The organism is Paenibacillus sp. J31R30 (genome assembly GCF_059692115.1).
The window spans coordinates 286058-304654 of record NZ_JCAUAV010000002.1 but is presented as its reverse complement, the minus strand read 5'-3'; the positions used below and the strand labels follow the sequence as shown (position 1 = coordinate 304654).

Here is an 18597-nt window from a genome sequence, read left to right as displayed (position 1 = left end):
TTTTTTGGTGTTCTATTATCTTCATTGTACTATGGGTCTTTAGGGGGCGACAATCTAAATCCCTGTATTTCAATATATTAAGATTTTGTAAATATCATGATATTTCCGTATTTATCCATGTTCATGTTACAATGTTATTGACTTGAAACAAGGAGTGATTCCTACCATGGGTATCCTAAATCCGCGATTGGTTCACCAAATTTTCAGGGGCATCTGGGTGGCAATAATTGTCTTTCTCGTGGCCCTTGCCTTTTACTATATCATTCCACTCATTTATCCCTTTATTTTCGGTTGGATCATCGCACTTATGCTCAACCCGCTTGTTAACTTTTTCCACTTTAAATTAAAACTGCCCAGGTGGCTGTCTGTCACATTATCCATGCTTTTGTTCCTTGGTGCGATGGTCACGATCATCACTTTACTGGTAGCCAATATCGTCGTAGAGCTAGGTTCCCTGGCGGATACGATTCAACTTCAAATCAACCGGTGGGTAGAGGAATTTAATGTGTTCATTAATTCGGTCACCTTCCAGCAATGGATCGAGCGTGTGAACGATTTTTTTGAAAATAATCCGAAATATCAGGAGACGGTTAACACCAATCTCTCTTCGACAGCAGGCTCAATTGCCGATGTCAGTAAATTAGTTATTACCTATATCTTTGCTGCGCTCAAAGCATTCTTGACCTCGCTCCCTAATATCGCGACAATCACCATCATCGTCATGCTGGCCACCTTCTTTATCAGTAAGGATTGGTATGGATTGATCAAACGATATAAAGGCATCTTCTCGGACATGATTGTTAAAACGACCAAGTTAATCCGCACGGATTTGCAAAAAGCCTTGTTTGGATATATGAGAGCTCAGCTAATCCTAGTTTCTCTTACTGCGTTAGTTGTGATCATCGGCTTGCTTGTGCTGCGAGTTGATTATGCCATCACCATTGGCTTGTTAACAGGGTTAGCTGATCTGATGCCTTATCTAGGAACAGGCGCTGTCATGGTGCCATGGATTCTCTACGTTTTCTTCGCACAAGGTAATATCGTGCTTGGCATTGGACTCAGTGTCTTATATGGAGTTATTGTGATCGCGCGGCAAATTATGGAGCCTAAGGTATTAGCTTCTTCAGTCGGGCTAGACCCACTAGCTACACTCATCGCCATGTTCGTTGGTTTAAAGCTATTCGGGCTACTAGGACTTATCGTTGGGCCTGTATCGCTTATCCTCATTACCGCCTTCTACCGAGCGAGAATTTTTCATGATATTGCAGCTTACATACATAAAGGCTCGGCACCTCCAAAATAGGAGGATGACCGAGCCTTTGGTTTGAACAGGTAGGCGAGCTTACCTGCGATTGATGATGTGCATGTTGCCTTTTCCGATTTGTTTGCGAATGATGGCCAGCAGCAGTACCTTGAATATCGGTCTTGTATACGGAAAGACGAGAAGGAAACCCAAAATATCCGTTATGAAGCCCGGTGTAATCAGCAAAATCCCTCCAAGGAAAATACATATCCCATCCAGAATTTGTTGCGCTGGCAGCTGACCCTGCGACCACTCAAACTTCGCATACTCCATCACCTTGCGCCCTTCGCGCTTAGCAAAGTAAGCACCCAAGAAGCCGCTCGCTATAATTAACAGGAAGGTCATCCAACCTCCGACTAGATGTCCAAGCATGATCAACATGGTAATTTCTATCGCAGGCACGAGAATAAAAATAGCAAGAATCCAACGAAACATAGGTTTAGCCTCCTTCAGAGTACTTCGCAATGAGCTGCCACAATTCTGGCGCTTCCTTATCTATACGTACGGGCCTCCAAGAAGGATTCACCCAAACATGACCAGATGTTCCTGTAACCAGCAATTCTTCGGACAAATCATCGTTTATTCTGCGAATTTCATAGGCAAATTGCAGACGAACGCTGCTCACTTGCGACACCCGTGTATAAATGCTTATTACATCGTCGTAGCGTGCGGGCTTTTTGAATTTGAGATCGGCTTCCGTCACAGGCAAAAGCAGGCCCATTTCCTCGATTTTACGATAGGGATACCCTAGAGATCGAATGAACTCTGTTCTTCCGATTTCAAACCAAGTCAAATAATTGGCATGGTACACAACCCCCATTTGATCCGTTTCCTGATACCGCACACGCAGCTGATGTTGATGCATCCGTTCCTGATTCATGATAAATCCTCCCGCAATGTCTTGTAATTTCATTATATCATAGGTGGGGGATGAGTCTTTAATGCTGCTGATGAGCGACCGCATTAAGAGGTAGGTACTAGCTACCTCTCCATCTCCTGAGAAATGCAATAGTGCAACCTTTCTCAATCAAATACACGATTTCAGCTAAAATTGATGCAAATAGGCAACAACTTCTTCATTTTCAGCTCTGGTTAGACATTTCCGACTCCAAAAGATGCCTTTTTTGCATTTATTTAAATCTTTGAAGTGAATCCCCCTAAAAGGATGCTCTTTTGCATTTTTGCAACCTGTGAAAAGAACATGAATAAGGGTAAGCTTCGCTTACCCCATAAACTTATACTTTCTATTATCGCAAAAAAGAGTGAAGCAAGATTGAACTCTCGCTTCACTCTTCGTTATAACTTACAGAACGCTCGCTTGACCGGAGTAGATCACGCCTACTTCTGGGTAGATCGAAACTTCTGTGCCGTCTTTGATTAATTCTACTGCATTTTCCACGCCTACGATGACTGGAATGCCAAGGCTAAGTGCAACAACTGCCGCGTGAGACGTAATGCCGCCCACTTCGGTAATCAACGCTGATGCTCTTTGAATAGCCGGCATGTACTCTCTATCCGTTGATACCGTTACAAGTACAGCACCGTCTACCATTTTCGCATTCGCTTCTTCTGGTGTGCGTGCCGTTACGACAGTACCCGTAGCTGTTTGCATGCCGATGCCTGTCCCTTTAGCGATCATCTCACCAACATGATGAACCTTGATCAAGTTCGTTGTTCCAGAGCGGCCAACAGGCACGCCTGCTGTAATTACAACGATATCGCCAAGGGAAACGATACCTGTTTTGATGGAGCTGTCCACCGCTAGGTTGAATAGCTCATCTGTTGTTTTCGCTTGTGTACCCAACACCGGAATAACACCCCATACAAGGGATAAACGGCGAATGACTTGCTCACTTGGTGTAACAGCGATAATCGGGGATTTCGGACGGTATTTGGATACCATACGCGCTGTGTAGCCACTTTCTGTAGCAGTCAGGATCGCTTTTGCGCCCAATTCCAATGCGGAGTTAGCAACAGCTTGCGAAATCGCTTCTGTAACAGTAACCTGTTGCGCTTGTGCTTGGCGTAGGAAAATTTCTTTGTATTCCAAAGCCGCTTCTGCGCGCTCAGCAATACGAGCCATTGTTTCAACGGATTCAACTGGGTATTTCCCAGCTGCTGTCTCTCCAGACAACATCACTGCATCCGTGCCGTCAAATACCGCATTCGCTACGTCACTTGCTTCCGCACGTGTAGGACGCGGGTTACGCTGCATGGAATCCAACATCATTGTAGCGGTAATAACCGGTTTACCTACGATGTTACATTTTTTGATCATTTGCTTTTGAACAACAGGAACATCCTCAGCCGGAATCTCAACACCAAGATCTCCACGAGCAACCATCAGACCATCGGAAACTTCAAGAATTTCGTCAAGGTTATCGACGCCCTCTTGGTTTTCGATTTTACTAATGATTTGGATGTGAGAAGCATTGTGACGCTCCAACAACTCACGAATTTCCATCACGTCGCTTGCTTTACGTACGAAAGAAGCTGCGATGAAATCTACACCTTGTTCGATACCGAACACGATATCATTCGCATCTTTTTCTGTAATACCTGGCAGGCTGATTTTCACGCCTGGTACGTTAACGCCTTTTTTACTTTTGATCGTTCCGCCATTGACGATACGGCACTCGATCTCTGTTCCACGAATATCAACAACCGTAAGACCGATCAAGCCATCATCAATCAAAATCGTGGATCCGATTTCAACGTCACGCGGCAGGTCCGAATACGTTACAGAGATACGATCTGCATCCCCAAGAATTTCTTCTGTAGTCAAAACAATGTGCTTGTCCTGAACAAGCTCAATTGGCTCTTCTTTTAGCTTACCTGTACGGATTTCTGGACCTTTAGTATCTAGCAAAATAGCAGCTACTTTGCCTGTCTCAGCGGATGCAGCGCGAAGGTTGCGGATACGTGCGCCGTGCTCTTCAAAATCTCCGTGGGAGAAGTTAAGACGAGCTACGTTCATGCCCGCTAGTAGAAGCTTTTTAAGATTTTCTTGTGATTCGCTTGCTGGTCCAATGGTACAGACAATTTTCGTTTTACGCATGGTTACTGTTACCCTCCTGAGTGAATGTGAACCTACCGATATCTCTAAATTTACGGTAACGATCCTCGAGCAGCTCCTGTTCGTTCAAACTCAGCAGTTGCTGAAGCTGTTCCCAGATCGCTGATTTAATATGTTCGGCTTGTGTTGCTAGATCCCGGTGAGCGCCGCCCTTGGGCTCTGGAATAATACCATCGATTACCCCAAGTTCAAGGATATGATCGGCCGTAATTTTCATTGCTTCTGCTGCGTGCAATGCTTTAGAAGCATCTTTATAAAGAATTGAAGCCGCGCCTTCAGGACTAATAACCGAATAGATCGCATTCTCCAACATTAACACCTTATTCCCTAAACCTAACGCCAAGGCACCGCCGCTGCCGCCTTCACCGATGACAATACAGATGATCGGCACACGAAAAGAGGCCATTTCCAGCAGATTTCTGGCAATCGCTTCTCCTTGACCGCGCTCTTCTGCAGCATTCCCAGGGAATGCTCCCTTCGTGTCAATAAATGTCACGATAGGACGCTTGAATTTATTCGCTTGACGCATCAAACGCAGCGCTTTACGAAACCCTTCCGGATGTGGACATCCGAAATTCCGCGCAATATTATCCTTCGTATCTTTCCCTTTTTGATGACCAACCACGGTAACAGGAACACCGTTAAGCTTCGCTAGTCCACCAACAATGGCAAGATCATCGCCATATAAGCGATCCCCATGGAATTCAATGAAATCCGTGAAAATCGTGTTGATATAATCGATCGTGGTCGGTCTTTGCGGATGGCGAGCCAGCTGCATTTTCTCCGCTGACGTCATTGTGGTATATAGTTCATCCTCAAGCTGAGTATATCTTTCTTCCAAACGGCGAATTTCCTCTGAAAAGTCGATTTGCTTCTCTGCTCCAAATTTACGCAACTCGGCAATTTTACTTTTCAGTTCCGCCAGTGGCTGTTCAAACGGCATTTCACCCGCCATAAGTCGGTTCCTCCTTCGTTCCGTGCATGTCGAGCAGCTTAATTAACGTCGGTCTCATATCCTTACGGCAGACGACCTTGTCGAGCTGACCATGCTCGAGATTGAATTCAGATGTTTGGAAATTGTCAGGCAGCTTCTGCTTTATCGTTTGCTCGATAACACGGCGGCCCGTAAAACCAAACGATGCGTCGGGCTCAGCAATAATAATATCACCAAGCATCGCAAAGCTTGCCGAAACCCCGCCGAAAGTCGGATCTGTAATAATTGAAATGAATAGTCCGCCTTCCTCGCTAAGCTTGGACAATGCTGCGCTGGTCTTGGCCATTTGCATAAGACTGAGAATACTTTCTTGCATACGTGCGCCACCAGATGTGGAATAAATGAGAATCGGAAGCTTTTTCTCAATCGCAATTTCGACAGCTCTCGTCATTTTCTCACCGACAACGGAACCTAGCGAGCCCCCCATAAAATCAAAGCTCATCGCAGCAATGATAACCGGGTATCCGCCAATTGTTCCTTGCCCCGTCAGAATCGCATCCTGAAGCTTCGTTGCGTTCTTGGCTTTGTCCAATTTCTCGACATAATCAGGAAACTGCAAAGGATCTTCAGAAATCATGTCTGTATCAAATTCAACAAATTGACCTTCATCGAGCGTAAGTTGGATCCTTTCGGATGCGCTTAATCGATAATGATATCCGCAAGACGTACACACTTTAAGATTCTTCTCAAGCTCTTTGCTTGTCTGAATCGTGCCACACTTCGGACATTTATTCATTAAACCCTCAGGAATCTCTCTTTTCGTTCTCTCGGAAGGAATCGTTGCATATTTTCGCTTTTGAAATAAATCCTTTAGCACATTTCCACCTCTACTTGGCTATGACCTATATTTCTTGACACGCCACGATTCTTAGTTCTACTTTTACTATCTATGTAAAATAGAATTGAGCACTTCTTGTACCTCTTCCAACTCCCCTTCGGGAACAACAATTTCGAATTGATTTTTGGATAAAGAGATGCCTCGCACTTGAACGAGAAAACCTTCTTCCGTCAGCCTCTGTTTAATCCGCTCTGCAATTTTCGCAGTAGGAGCTATATAGATCACCGTCCACATGAATAAACCTCCTATGACGTACAACTACAACCACTAAGGCAACTAAGCAATGACGATACAACATCCTTTATACGCATAGGAACACACAATGCAATAATGATAGCATAATTTCACTTTTGCCCGCAACAGAGCACATCGATATAAAAAGTAAAGCCTGAACTATTTAGGCTTAGTCCAGACGGTGTTTACTGCTATAATCAGGCGCATGCTCATTTTGATGAGCAATTCTAGCTGAAGCTGCTGCGGCTAATCCGCATACTAAATCATCAAGAAAAACATGCACAGCGCTGCGGTCATCGTTCAATGCGCGAATGATTCCTATTTTTTCCTTATCTAAGTAGCCAAAGCTGGTTAAGCCAATCATACCGTAAACATGAACAATACCAAGTGCTAAGGTCTCGTCGACCCCGTAAAGAGGTTCATCCGCCTCAAGAATCGATTGCAGCGGCTCTGGCAGCAGTTTCTTCTCTGCTAATTCATCCAATGCGATCCCCGTATAGAGGGTATATTGCACTTCGCGCTTCGAAAGCACAGCCATTACACTGTCTGCACATTCTTCAATCGTGAGCTGATCATTATACGGCTTCTGCAGCTTGTATACGATTTCTGAGACTTGATCCACGGACACGCCGCGTTTCTGGAGCAGCTGGATCATGTGTTGTTCGGTCATAAATCCTCCTCCTAGCATTGGGATGCCTATATGAAATAGAAAAGCCGGGTTCCTATTCATATGCGGAGGAAGCTGAATTTACCACAAGAGAAAAACCACGATTGCGATTTTTCTCATTTCACTCGGACGGAATATTTGCCCATAATCGTCTCGATCATGCGCATCAGATCCTTGGTCGGATCGACCCGATACTGGTCGCTCAAGGCCAAGAGCTTGTTGCTGCTTTCATAGAAAAGCGCAACCGCGAGCTGGCCCTTATGCAGCTTCAGCAGCGCCTTCAGCTGCAGGAGCTTATCCGGCTGCTCGCAGTCAGCTGTGATCTTGACGAACACGCGCTGCGGCTTCGCCTCAGCAGCGGGGATGGCCCGCGCTGGCTCTGCGCCAGCGCGGGTGGTTGGAGCGGCGCTGCGTGCGCCGCTCTGTGGGGCAGCCACGCGCGGCGCACGATCCCTGACGTCGTCAGGGGATCGTCGCTGTGCCGCAGGCTGCCTGCGAAGCCGCTGGACGGCCTCCGGGTCGTCCAGTGCGACGAGCTGCTCCGCGAGCAGCTTGGGCGGGTCCTCGTCCTGAAGCTGCAGCTTCGCGCGGATGAGGACGAGCCTGCCCTTCTGCACGAGCGGAGCCGACTTCTTCCAGGTCTCGGGGAACAAGACCACCTCGACCTTATCGATGCGATCCTCAAGCTCCATGAACGCCATGGGATCGCCTTTTTTGGTGACGATCGTCTTGTTCGAGAGGATCATCCCGGCCACTAGGACATCGCTATGATCTGGCAGTTCGGTTAGCTGATGCATCATCACGGCATCCAGTTCTGCCAACTGCTCGGAATAAGCATCCAGCGGATGGCCAGATATATACATGCCTAGAAGCTCTTTCTCCAGCTCAAGCTGCTTGGATGGCGGCATCGGAGGGATGTTCGGCACTTCAACCTCCCAGTTCGGCTCTTCGACAAATCCGAAAAGGTGAAGCTGCAAATCATCCCGCTCTTTGCGCCATTTCGTAGCAGAGGCAATCGTCTCATCGAGGATCGCGAGATGTTGAGCGCGATGCCCACCGAGCGAATCGAATGCGCCCCCTTGGATGAGGGATTCAATCACTCGCTTGTTACAGACGCGGAGGTCGACCCTGCGGCAGAAATCAAGCAAGCTCTCAAAAGGAGCTTTTTTTCTTTCGCTAAGAATGGCATCTATGGCTTGTGTTCCTACATTTTTGATGGCAGCCAATCCGAAACGGATGGCTCCTGCACTCGAATCGGGTGTAAACACCGTTCCGCTGCCATTCACATCCGGCGGCAGGACAGCGAGCTTCACACGTCGACATTCATCTACATACTCAGCAACTTTACGATGATTCCCCATAACCGCGGTTAACATCGAAGCCATGAAATAAATCGGATAATGCGCTTTAAGGTACGCCGTTTGGAATGCCAGCACCCCATAGGCCGTCGCATGCGCACGCGGGAAGCCATAATCAGCAAAACGCACAATCATATCATACACATGGTTCGCCTCATCCGCGTTAAAGCCTTGGCGTAAGCTCCCTGAGACGAAATGCGTACGTTCTTCATCGAGTACTTCCCGCTTCTTTTTGGAAACGGCTCTACGCAATAGATCCGCTTCTCCTAAGCTGAAGCCTGCCATCGATGAGGCAATCTGCATGATTTGCTCTTGGTACACGATGATCCCATAGGTATCGCGAAGAATAGGCTCCAGTGTTGGATGCGGATAAACAACCTCCACCTGACCATGCTTACCGGCAATATATTTCGGGATAAATTCCATCGGGCCGGGACGATACAAAGCTAAGACGGAAATAATATCTTCAAATTCCGAGGGCTTCAAATCCTTCAGAACCTTACGACAACCTGTTGACTCCAATTGAAAAACGCCTGTTGTTTCCCCTCTGCTGAGCATCTCATACGTGATATCATCCGAATCCATGTTCAGGAGATCAAAATTAATCTGAACCTCTTCTATTTGGGCGAGCCAATCCACGGTTCTTTCAATGATCGAAAGGGTCCGTAGACCCAGGAAATCCATCTTGAGAAGCCCGATCGCCTCCAAATGCTCCATCGTATACTGTGTAAGCGCCGTCTGTGTCGTGCCTTCTTGCAAGGGAACATAATGCGTAAGGGGCTCACGCGAAATAACTACCCCGGCAGCATGCGTAGAGGCATGGCGCGGCATCCCTTCAACGCGCATCGCCATCTCGAGTAGTTCTGCGGTCTTAGGCTGTCTGGCAACCATTCCTTTCAAATCAGAGCTCACCTGAAGAGCTTCCTTCAGTGTCATGCCTAACTGATTAGGAATCGCTTTAGCCGCTCGATCCACATCACCGTAAGGTACGCCCAGGACACGCCCTACATCCCGAACTGCGGCCTTAGCAGCCATCGTTCCAAAGGTAATAATTTGTGCAACATGTTCATGACCATATTTGGCCACGACATAATCAATGACTTCATCACGTCGCTCATCGCTAAAATCAATATCGATATCCGGCATGGATATCCGTTCCGGGTTCAAAAATCGTTCAAATAGCAGCTTATATTGCAGCGGATCGACATTCGTAATGCGCAGCACATAAGCAACTAAGCTTCCTGCAGAGGAGCCCCGCCCTGGACCTGTCATGATCCGTTTCTCGTGCGCGAAACGAATAAAATCCCATACGATTAGGAAGTAATCAGAGAAGCCCATGTTCGCAATGACACCGAGTTCATAGGCAAGGCGCTCTTCCGCCTGTTGCCTCATGGGATGACTCGGATCTCGCCATTCTGGCTTACTGCCATAACGCTGTTCCAATCCTTGCCTGCACAGCTCTTGCAAATATTCGCCTGCCGTCAAATGCTCTGGAATCGGCCTGAAGCTTGGCAGAATCGATTTCCCGAACGTCAGTTCGAGATCACAGCGCGAAGCTACCACAGCTGTATTCGCAAGCGCTTCAGGAACATGGACGAATAAGCGTCGCATCTCCTCTTCGCTTTTCAAGTACATCTGACTCGTACCCATTTTGAGCCGATCCGTGTCCTCAACGGTTTTGCCAGTGCCAATACAGATAAGGATATCCTGCATCACATGATCTGGCTCTGTTACGTAATGCACATCATTTGTTGCGATTAATGGAATGCCGGTTTCTTTGCTCAATTCGATCATGGAAACCATCACTTTTTTCTGCTCAATCATGCCGTGATCTTGAATTTCCAGAAAGAAATCGTCGCCGAAAATATCGCGATAACGCTCTGCCGCTTTGCGAGCCTCATCATATCGGTTATGGAGCAAATGCTGGGAAACCTCACTGCCTAAGCATGAGCTAAGGCAAATCAGCCCCTCCGAGTGCTGGGACAAATGTTCTAAATCAATACGCGGTTTATAGTGAAAGCCCTGTAGATGTGCAATCGACGTGAGCTTCATAAGGTTCTGATAGCCTTTAAAATTCTTCGCAAGCAAAATAAGATGATAAATCGGCTGCTCCTGCCGCGTCCCTTTATCACGAATGGAACCCGCAGTGAAGTACACTTCACATCCAATAATTGGTTTGATGCCACGCTGTTTGCAAGCTTTGTAGAACGCGATCGCTCCATACATGACACCATGATCCGTCAAGGCCAGAGAGGTCATGCCAAGATTAGCCGCTTGTGAAACAAGCTCCTCCATCCGTGCCGCACCGTCTAATAAACTATATTCACTATGCACATGCAGATGTACAAACGAACTCATCCGCTGGTTCCCCCCTTCTTTCGTGATTTATTCCTTATATTTTATCATATTGGAGCTAGCCAGTCCCATACAGTAGTAAAGAGAGTTTGTCCTCCCAACTCAGTAGAAAGGAAGCGATTGGTACATGGCTGGCTTTTGGGCAAGTATTATCATGTATTTCTGCATTGCATTCGGGGTCGTATTCGGAGGCAGTATGTTAAGCGGCATCGCAGCCGTATTAACGTTGCAATCTCCCACGGAAAAAATGTTGACCATCTCGGAAAATATTAAGATTTGGGCTATGGTCGCTGCGGTTGGCGGTACCATTGATCCAATCCGTTATATTGAAAGTCATGTGGCCATCGGCCATCTCAATCCGGCAATCAAACAGATTGTCTATATCATCGTTGCTTTTACAGGGGCACAATTCGGAACTGCACTCATTCAAATGATCTGTAAAGGAGGGCATCAGCCTTGAGAGTCCCTCCTTTTGCAAGGTACCAACGACTGCTGGCCAGCTTTGGACTGCTGTTGTCGGGTGCGATCATTGGGAGCGCCGTGTATATGAGCATTCATCAGCACACCTATAATGAGTTATACGTGCAATTGCATAAGGTTTTACAGGAGAATTATGATCTCCAAGATGATATCGCTAACTTGAATAAGACGAAGAACAATCAAACTTTAGTGAATGTTATCAATGTTCATCTGCTTCCCAAGAATCAAGATGATCTGATCAGTGAGGATATTCAAAAGGAAATCGAAGGCGATGTGAAAGGTGAGCTCAAGCTCGTCATTGGGCAAAAAGCAACTTTTGTACGCGATTCCCAGCCTCTCTACGAGCGATTGATCACGCAAAGAACGTATTTCCTGCACGATAAAAAATATGTCGTCGAGGTTAAATCCATTGTGTTAATTCAAACCGAATTGACCATCTGGATTACGGCGCAAGAGAAAAAAACATAACGTGAATGGCGGCCCATATTGCAATCCTATCTCAAAATCGCTAAAGTTAAGGGTAAATTCAACGATAAGGGACGGATTATCGCTATGCACGCCATACAATTGACGTTATTCATTCTTATTTGCCTCTTGCTCGGGCTTACCTTGTTCTATAGCATTCGTTCCAGGCGCGAGTCAGATGCCGCCAAACGAGGTTTGTATACAGCCCGTATGAACATTGCCATGGGATTGATGCTGGTGCTTATTGCTGTTACGCAGATCTTTTTCTTCAGCGAATCCAGCTTCCGCCGCATCTTCGGCACCGTACTTGTACTGATCGGTGTTTTCAACGTTTTCGTAGGTATCCGCAATCACGGACACTTCGATCGCTTGCTGCGCTAGATCACTTGGGCGGTTAACATCGCCTTGGAAACCAGGGCTCCCGCATGATAAATTTCTACATCAATCTTGCCAAATTTACGGCTCACCTCAATGATGGTGGGTCGTATTTCTATTTTGGAATCAATTTGCAGCGGTTTTAAAAAATAGGTCGACATATTATCCATCACGAGGTCACCCTTCTTGTGCTCTTGCACAATGCGGTAAGCCGCCTGTGTCATTAGTGTCGTAAGAACCCCCTCGGATACGGTACCCAAATGATTCGTCATCTGCGGCGTGATAACACCAAGAAACCGCAGTTTGCCTTTCTCATCTCTCACTTCTTCCATCCCCGACCAGATCAAATCCTCGAAGGTTTCGCCATTCTGCGGCTGCTTCTGAATCGATTGCATGGCCTTCAGGATATCGCTGCGATTCAGCACACCTACCATTTTCCGGTTCGTATCCACGACCGGCAGAAGCTCAATCCCTTCCCACACCATCATATGTGCAGCCGATGCGACTGACGTCTGAGGCGAAACCGTCAGTGGATTTCGCGTCATCAATTTCTCAACGGATTGCTGCGCGCTTGCGCCGACCATATCCTTGGACGTCACAACACCGATAATGCGATTCCACTCATCAACAACAGGAAAACGGCTGTAGCCCGTATCCTCGGACATACGCTGCCAATCCTTCAAAGTGCTGTTCGCCTTCAGTGCGAAGAGCGCTGCGCCAGAGGCGAGAATATCCTCCACGAGCATGATTTTCTTTTTGATTAAACGATCATAAATCGCTCTGTTAATCATGGATGCGACGGTAAAAGTATCATAGCTGCTTGAAATAATCGGCAGCTCCAACTCATCCGCCAGCACTTTAACCTCCGTACTCGTTTTGAAGCCACCTGTAATTAAGACACCAGCGCCTTGCTCTAAGGCACACAGGTGCGCCAGATTCCGGTTCCCTACAATCAGTAGACTGCCGGCCTCAATGTAGCGCATCATCGCATCTTGTTCCATAGCGCCGATGACAAACTTGTGAAGCGTCTTATGAAGCCCTTTCGCCCCGCCAAGCACCTGACCATCCACCATATTCACAACCTCGGCAAAGGTCAGCTTATCGATATTCTGACGCAGCTTCTTCTCCACGCGAACGGTTCCGATCCGCTCTTTGGTCGAAACGAGTCCCTGATTCTCCGCTTCTTTAATCGCACGATACGCTGTGCCTTCGCTGACTTCCATATTTTTGGCGATTTTACGCACAGAAATCCGACTGCCCAACTTCAAGTCTTCAATATGCCGCAAAATCTGCTCATGTTTCGTTAATGTATCGACGGAATGTGTATCCAACTGTTACACCTCATTCACTAGATCCTGTATTAGTCTGTACTACTAGTATAATCGTTCTAGCGGGTAAGAACAACGAGGCATTGAAAGATGGAAAAGCATCCAACCCTATTGGATTGGATGCTCCTTAATCATTATACCAAACATACGTTCGATGTCAAAGATTAGCTCATTCTCGGCTTACTTGCGGAATTGCAAAAGCTTCCGTCTGCCCTGAACGAGCTGCTCCATCTGCCATTTTTTCATCCGATTAATCCGGAGCTGCTGTTTGCGTTTCTCTTCATCGACACCAAGGATTTGGTGTAAATGTGCGGCAATGATGAGCAGGGCCATCACAAGCCAGATGACGCTAAAAATCATTGGCAAGGAACCCACCTCACGAAATTGTAATTGTGGGATGGAATAAAATAACATACCGACTGCCAAGCTCATGTACACGACATTTTTGAAACCTTTCAATCGAATCACACCTTTCGTTCAAAATAACTTCAAACCGTTCTCTACCTACTTCCATTGTATGAGACAAGTTCTAGTTATATGAACGTATAGGCGCGTGATCGCCACGCTTATTCCACTTCGAAGCCTTGGCTGCTCAGGAAAGCTTTCATATGCTTTCTTGGACGCTGCGCTTTCGCAGCCATTTCTTTGGACCAGGTCGTATTAACTTTGCCTCCGGTACGCACGTTCATGTAGTCGCGGATCGTCTCGTCGTACGCCTCGACCGCGCTGCTGTTAGGCGTATACCGATTCTCGTGGTATACGGCTTGTAAAGGGAGCCGCGGGCGATGCAGCGGCTCTTGCTCCGGCATGCCGATGCACATGCCGAAGATCGGGTACACGAGCTGGGGCAGGCCCAGCAGCTCGGATACTTCAGCGGGCTTATTGCGCAGCCCGCCGATATAGCAGACGCCGAGACCGAGTGACTCGGCGGCAATGGCTGCATTTTGCGCAGCTAATGCAGCGTCGACCGTGGCAATGATGAGATTCTCAGCATTGCCGGTAACCGGCGTGTCCACGTGGAGGTGGACCGCCTCCGCGTAGCGGTGCAGGTCTGCGCACCACACGAGGAAGAGCGGGCACTCGCTGACGTAAGCTTGATTGCCGGCTAGCTCGGCTAGCTGGCTCTTGAGGTCTGCATTCGTCACATGGATCACGCTGAAAGCTTGCATATTACTAGAAGTGGATGCAGCCTGTGCTGCCTTGAGAATCGCTGTACGTTGTTCAGCGCTAATGGGCTCACTCGTAAATTTGCGGATGGAGCGATGATTTTGTAGAAGCTCAATGATGGCATTCATTATCTGGTCCACGTCCTTTATCTATTTTCTCTCAGTATCCCTGAAATAAGGCGGATTTTCAAATCCTGCTAGTGGCTGGGCGCAGGTAGACAACGAGGGATAGCTCTAAGGTTACTGGTGGGTGGCGGGAGGTGAATACATGGGATACGGTTGGTAATAAGGTAGTGCCGAGATAGATGCAGCTGATGTGGTTGGTACTAGTGTGGGCCGAGTGGATACAGGGGATACGGTTGGTTCTAGGGTGGGGCCGAGTGGATACAGGGGATACGGTTGGTTCTAGGGTGGGGCGAAGGGGATGCTGGGGATTGAGCTGATACTCGTGCCGAGGCTGATGCGGGCGATGGGGCGGGAGCGTAGATCAAAAATGCAAATGTGCATCTTTTTTCCACATTTCATCCTTAATACTTGAAAATTAGTGCAAAAATACAACCTTTTCCCATGAAAACCCTCTGAATACTAAAAATAACCTAAAATAAGTGCCTATTTGCACGCATTCCCTATCTCCACGAAAGAAATCCCCCAAAAGATGCCTTTTCGCATTTTTGGGGGATTTGGGTGTGATTTACTTTATGGGAAGCTCGGTGTGATTTACTTTATGGGTGAGCTAGTGTGATTTAGCTTTCTGGTTCTCATCAATTTTCGTCTCTGTAAGTCAGAGGTTCCGCCAACTTTACTTCAACAACACTTTTCTCACCTTGCGATACAACAAAGTCAATGTCCAAGGTATACCCACAATCAATACAAACACGATGACATTATAGACATTAAATAGGATGATTGAACCTGGCATCTGAACCTTGTATTTCCACAAGGATAATAACGCAGGATGCATCAAGTAAACACCGAAGGACACCAACCCGAGGGAGACGAAAAACTTACCAATCCGTTTCCATCTTAGCAGAAGCTCCTTAGCCATCCAGATCATGCTTACGCCAATGCCCAGATTGTACAACAGCCACGTGATCTCATACCAGGTATTTTCAAAGGAATATCCTCTAGATGCTAATAAATAAAGCCCCGTGTACGCCAAACCACTCACGATAGACGCTGGAATCACCCATCCTTTATTGCGATCCAACCAGGCACGGAAATTCCCATAATTCATCCCAATGGCACCACCGACGAGGAAGTAACCGAAATACGTGATACATAGTTCAGGCTTATGACTTATCGTGCCAAACCAGTGACTATAGATGTAGACTCCCGCCTGAATCGCTAAGCCCCAAAGCGCCAGCGTTTTACGAAACCACGCCGCATTTCTAACAGCCCAAACAAGCAGCGGAAACAACAGGTAGAACTGCACGATAATGATCATGAAATATAGATGATAACCCGAATCTGCCCATTTTAACTGCCCAAGAAAGACTCGTAGATCTATTTTTATTGGATGCCCAGGTGTCCACAGCCATGGATTATATATATAGTAGAAAAAAGACCAGACGATATAAGGGACAAGCACTTGCCGAACGCGTTTCCAATAGAAAATACCTGCTTGTTTTGCGCTCCAATTATCCGCATAAATATAGAACAACACGATGCCGCTCAAAAAAATAAAAACGGGAACAGCAAAATAACTTATTTTGTTCATAAATAAAATAAACAGCTGCGTGCTGCTGCCTTTCAAAGCTGGATCCACTGTCCAGTCTGCCGTTACATGAATCATTACAACAGCAAGGATGGAAATTGCTCTGACAATATCAAGCTCCGTGATTTTTGCTTTTGCCATGTCGGTTAGCTATCCTCATTTCTTAATGAATACCCTTTTACTATAGACATTTTCGACATGTTTCGCAACAATTTCATTCCATGCCAAAAAGCCCCAAACCATAGCTTGGGACTTCATAATTGCTTAGTCTGCCCTACTTTGACTTGCCGTCTTCGTGCTGCGAGCAGAAACCTCATAATCGTTAATCCGACTACGATCGTCGCCGATGCCATGTACATAAACGTCACCAACCCCAACTTGCTATCTGTTCCGAGTAGTAGTCCATGCACCAAGGATAATATAAAAATCGGATACGACAAGAAATGAAGTGCTAACCAGAGCTTTCTCTTCAATTTATTTCTAATATCTGTGGTAAATAGCACTACCAATAATCCATACATGGCGAGTGTCCCTATACCGTTCAAGAGCGGATTATGTTTTGCTGTAAAAGGAATTAGGAGCTCCGCCCAGTCGAAAGGCATGAAAGTATCTATAATGAGAAGAAACGTGTGCATGAGGGCAAAGCAGGTCCCCGTGAGATTCATATAGCTATGCCAGCGGAGCAATCTGCCTTTTGTGTGCCCTTTGATTTGAGGATAACTGTAGATAATACCAATAGCTATTCCAGTAAGCAAGGTTAGATATGAAAATATACCAAAGGTTCGAATGAGCATCCACGTAGGCAATTCAACGAAAAAATGAATCATAGACTACTTACTCCCTCCAATCCAGTCCAGGTAAGCTCCAGCTCCATGCTGCCAAGGCGTGGCTTCACATGAAACACATCACCTTCGGAGGTGTATACAATAGCTTCCATACCATGCGTTTGATGCTGAAAGAGGGAAACTCCTGCTTCGACCCCAAGTATACACAGTGTTTTTGCCCATACTTCACAGGCGGTCAAATCTTGGCCGACAACGGTACATTGCACGACAGAAGATGTGCTCGGCTGCATCGTACGTGTGTCAATGAGGTGATGCTTCTCTCCTTCACTCGTCTGCCAACGCCTGCGCAGGATGCTGGAAGTCGCTACAGCACCGGTTATGAGTTGAAGCGTAGCTTCTTGCGAAATATCAGTTTCAAAAGGATTTGCAATACCAATGCACCACGGCTCGTTCTCCGACGCTCCTCCCCACACCACTACGTCACCGCCCGCATTCATGAGCCCCCTGCCTACTTGCAAATTCTTACGCAGAAGAGTTGCTATTTGGTGAGCTGTCCAGCTTTTCACAATCCCGCCGAAATCCAGTTGTTGACCTGCCGGGATTCGAACCGATTTCATCCTAGGATCCACTTGCAGTGCCATACGTGTCCCCGTACGGGATGGTTGTTGTTCAAGCTCCACTAACCTTGCCTGTATTCTCTCAAATGATTGTCTATACCCCGCTTGCTGCAAAGCATGTCCAACACAAATGTCAAAAATGCCATCCGTTTGTTCCTTATAATGATTCGCTAGCTCTAGCACCTCCATCATGCAATCAGAAACGAGACTAGGCTGCCCGCTTCGCGCATTGATATAGGAGCATTCACTAGAGGATAGGAAACGGCTAAACCGTTGTTCTTCCAAAGTAAACCTACTCAATATGGGGTTTTCAAGTTGAGCTATTGACGTTTCTGATTCCAATAGAACCTGCATGTGTGAATTCATTGCGCGAAATGTGAGTTCTTGAAGCATGCGGCCATCCTCTCCTATCCATTCACGTTGCTAGGATGCGTGACTTCTGGTATGCGGCTGTGTTTGGGACTGTGATTGTATTCCGCTGCGTTCCATCTTATTATCTGCGTTTCTACTATTGAATAACTCTGTCGACGGTGTGTTGACCTTCGGCTGTGTAGCCATGATTATCGAATTCAACTTTGCATTAGAAGCTTCTCGAACCGCACCAAGAAATTCAGGACTTTCTTTGACTTCCTGAAATAAATAGACCACAATCATCGCACTTACGAGTCCAATCTGCCATTTTGTCCATTTGGAGGATGCTTTCATTCCTAATCCATCCCATCTCTCTGAATAAGATTCTAAGGCTAATTATACGCGGATAAAGGCTTAAATTCCTGAGTAAACCCTAAAAATAAGCTGAAAACTCCCTGAAGTTATGTTTGAAGAATGGGCGCTTTCCGTCC

The 18597-nt window shown here is 46.7% G+C and carries 19 protein-coding genes; 4 read left to right on the top strand and 15 right to left on the bottom strand.

Translation table 11 applies throughout. The features are described from left to right. The first annotated feature begins 217 nt into the window (after positions 1-217). Positions 218-1303, top strand: a complete 1086-nt coding sequence (gene ytvI / locus AC58QO_RS07345; RefSeq protein ID WP_497264644.1) for a sporulation integral membrane protein YtvI — start codon at positions 218-220, stop codon at positions 1301-1303. A gap of 39 nt (positions 1304-1342) precedes the next feature. Here ytvI and AC58QO_RS07340 read toward each other — a convergent pair whose 3' ends face one another. The 8 genes from AC58QO_RS07340 to AC58QO_RS07305 form a co-directional block, all read right to left on the bottom strand. Further along, positions 1343-1738, bottom strand: a complete 396-nt coding sequence (locus tag AC58QO_RS07340) for an FxsA family protein (RefSeq protein WP_497264643.1) — start codon at positions 1736-1738, stop codon at positions 1343-1345. A gap of 4 nt (positions 1739-1742) precedes the next feature. Then, a complete protein-coding gene (locus tag AC58QO_RS07335) occupies positions 1743-2183 on the bottom strand; it encodes an acyl-CoA thioesterase (protein WP_497264642.1) in 441 nt (146 codons plus the stop codon). Positions 2184-2606: 423 nt separating this feature from the next. Then, entirely contained in the window at positions 2607-4361 is a 1755-nt protein-coding gene (gene pyk / locus AC58QO_RS07330; RefSeq protein WP_497264641.1) for a pyruvate kinase, read from the bottom strand. Continuing rightward, positions 4354-5334 (bottom strand): acetyl-CoA carboxylase carboxyltransferase subunit alpha, encoded by a 981-nt coding sequence (locus AC58QO_RS07325; RefSeq protein WP_497264640.1) that lies wholly within the window; start codon positions 5332-5334, stop codon positions 4354-4356. The genes pyk and AC58QO_RS07325 overlap by 8 nt, the downstream gene beginning before the upstream one ends. Further along, positions 5324-6190 (bottom strand): acetyl-CoA carboxylase, carboxyltransferase subunit beta, encoded by an 867-nt coding sequence (accD, locus tag AC58QO_RS07320; RefSeq protein ID WP_497264639.1) that lies wholly within the window; start codon positions 6188-6190, stop codon positions 5324-5326. The genes AC58QO_RS07325 and accD overlap by 11 nt, the downstream gene beginning before the upstream one ends. Before the next feature lie 66 nt (positions 6191-6256). Further along, positions 6257-6445 (bottom strand): hypothetical protein, encoded by a 189-nt coding sequence (locus AC58QO_RS07315; protein WP_028554922.1) that lies wholly within the window; start codon positions 6443-6445, stop codon positions 6257-6259. Positions 6446-6614: 169 nt separating this feature from the next. Beyond that, positions 6615-7115: a phosphatidylglycerophosphatase A family protein gene (locus AC58QO_RS07310; protein WP_497264638.1), complete on the bottom strand. Its 501-nt coding sequence runs from the start codon at positions 7113-7115 to the stop codon at positions 6615-6617. Between the two features lie 113 nt (positions 7116-7228). Then, entirely contained in the window at positions 7229-10828 is a 3600-nt protein-coding gene (locus AC58QO_RS07305; protein WP_497264637.1) for a DNA polymerase III subunit alpha, read from the bottom strand. A gap of 124 nt (positions 10829-10952) precedes the next feature. On the opposite strand from AC58QO_RS07305, the gene AC58QO_RS07300 reads away from it, so the two are divergent. From AC58QO_RS07300 to AC58QO_RS07290, 3 genes are read left to right on the top strand one after another with little or no spacing between them, the layout of a single operon-like run. Next, complete coding sequence (locus AC58QO_RS07300; protein WP_477590243.1) at positions 10953-11285, top strand: YtrH family sporulation protein; 333 nt, start codon at positions 10953-10955, stop codon at positions 11283-11285. Then, positions 11282-11773, top strand: coding sequence for a sporulation membrane protein YtrI (locus AC58QO_RS07295; RefSeq protein ID WP_497264636.1), 492 nt, complete (start codon positions 11282-11284; stop codon positions 11771-11773). The genes AC58QO_RS07300 and AC58QO_RS07295 overlap by 4 nt, the downstream gene beginning before the upstream one ends. 18 nt (positions 11774-11791) lie before the next feature. Beyond that, a complete protein-coding gene (locus AC58QO_RS07290; RefSeq protein ID WP_497264635.1) occupies positions 11792-12151 on the top strand; it encodes a YtpI family protein in 360 nt (119 codons plus the stop codon). Here AC58QO_RS07290 and AC58QO_RS07285 read toward each other — a convergent pair. The 7 genes from AC58QO_RS07285 to AC58QO_RS07255 form a co-directional block, all read right to left on the bottom strand. Then, positions 12148-13476, bottom strand: a complete 1329-nt coding sequence (locus AC58QO_RS07285; RefSeq protein ID WP_497264634.1) for a DRTGG domain-containing protein — start codon at positions 13474-13476, stop codon at positions 12148-12150. The two genes, AC58QO_RS07290 and AC58QO_RS07285, sit on opposite strands and share 4 nt — an antisense overlap. A gap of 177 nt (positions 13477-13653) precedes the next feature. Next, positions 13654-13941, bottom strand: a complete 288-nt coding sequence (locus AC58QO_RS07280; protein WP_497264633.1) for a hypothetical protein — start codon at positions 13939-13941, stop codon at positions 13654-13656. Positions 13942-14039: 98 nt separating this feature from the next. Then, positions 14040-14768, bottom strand: a complete 729-nt coding sequence (gene nfsA, locus AC58QO_RS07275) for an oxygen-insensitive NADPH nitroreductase (protein ID WP_497264632.1) — start codon at positions 14766-14768, stop codon at positions 14040-14042. Between the two features lie 670 nt (positions 14769-15438). Further along, a complete protein-coding gene (locus AC58QO_RS07270; protein ID WP_497264631.1) occupies positions 15439-16494 on the bottom strand; it encodes an acyltransferase in 1056 nt (351 codons plus the stop codon). A gap of 113 nt (positions 16495-16607) precedes the next feature. Continuing rightward, the gene (locus AC58QO_RS07265) at positions 16608-17180 is read right to left on the bottom strand and encodes a ferric reductase-like transmembrane domain-containing protein (RefSeq protein WP_497264630.1); all 573 of its coding nucleotides are present in this window, start codon (positions 17178-17180) and stop codon (positions 16608-16610) included. After that, a complete protein-coding gene (locus tag AC58QO_RS07260) occupies positions 17177-18148 on the bottom strand; it encodes an FAD:protein FMN transferase (protein ID WP_497264629.1) in 972 nt (323 codons plus the stop codon). Before AC58QO_RS07260 ends, AC58QO_RS07265 begins: the two co-directional genes overlap by 4 nt. Positions 18149-18178: 30 nt before the next feature. Beyond that, the gene (locus AC58QO_RS07255) at positions 18179-18460 is read right to left on the bottom strand and encodes a hypothetical protein (protein WP_497264628.1); all 282 of its coding nucleotides are present in this window, start codon (positions 18458-18460) and stop codon (positions 18179-18181) included. Positions 18461-18597: the final 137 nt, after the last annotated feature.

Excerpts from the sequence above, each read along its gene's own strand:
- AC58QO_RS07340 (WP_497264643.1), bottom strand. The coding sequence starts at position 1,738 with ATGTTTCGTTGGATTCTTGCTATTTTTATTCTCGTGCCTGCGATAGAA.
- AC58QO_RS07335 (WP_497264642.1), bottom strand. The coding sequence starts at position 2,183 with ATGAATCAGGAACGGATGCATCAACATCAGCTGCGTGTGCGGTATCAG.
- pyk (WP_497264641.1), bottom strand. The coding sequence starts at position 4,361 with ATGCGTAAAACGAAAATTGTCTGTACCATTGGACCAGCAAGCGAATCA.
- AC58QO_RS07325 (WP_497264640.1), bottom strand. The coding sequence starts at position 5,334 with ATGGCGGGTGAAATGCCGTTTGAACAGCCACTGGCGGAACTGAAAAGT.
- AC58QO_RS07315 (WP_028554922.1), bottom strand. The coding sequence starts at position 6,445 with ATGTGGACGGTGATCTATATAGCTCCTACTGCGAAAATTGCAGAGCGG.
- AC58QO_RS07310 (WP_497264638.1), bottom strand. The coding sequence starts at position 7,115 with ATGACCGAACAACACATGATCCAGCTGCTCCAGAAACGCGGCGTGTCC.
- AC58QO_RS07305 (WP_497264637.1), bottom strand. The coding sequence starts at position 10,828 with ATGAGTTCGTTTGTACATCTGCATGTGCATAGTGAATATAGTTTATTA.
- AC58QO_RS07300 (WP_477590243.1), top strand. The coding sequence starts at position 10,953 with ATGGCTGGCTTTTGGGCAAGTATTATCATGTATTTCTGCATTGCATTC.
- nfsA (WP_497264632.1), bottom strand. The coding sequence starts at position 14,768 with ATGAATGCCATCATTGAGCTTCTACAAAATCATCGCTCCATCCGCAAA.
- AC58QO_RS07270 (WP_497264631.1), bottom strand. The coding sequence starts at position 16,494 with ATGGCAAAAGCAAAAATCACGGAGCTTGATATTGTCAGAGCAATTTCC.
- AC58QO_RS07265 (WP_497264630.1), bottom strand. The coding sequence starts at position 17,180 with ATGATTCATTTTTTCGTTGAATTGCCTACGTGGATGCTCATTCGAACC.
- AC58QO_RS07260 (WP_497264629.1), bottom strand. The coding sequence starts at position 18,148 with ATGCTTCAAGAACTCACATTTCGCGCAATGAATTCACACATGCAGGTT.
- AC58QO_RS07255 (WP_497264628.1), bottom strand. The coding sequence starts at position 18,460 with ATGAAAGCATCCTCCAAATGGACAAAATGGCAGATTGGACTCGTAAGT.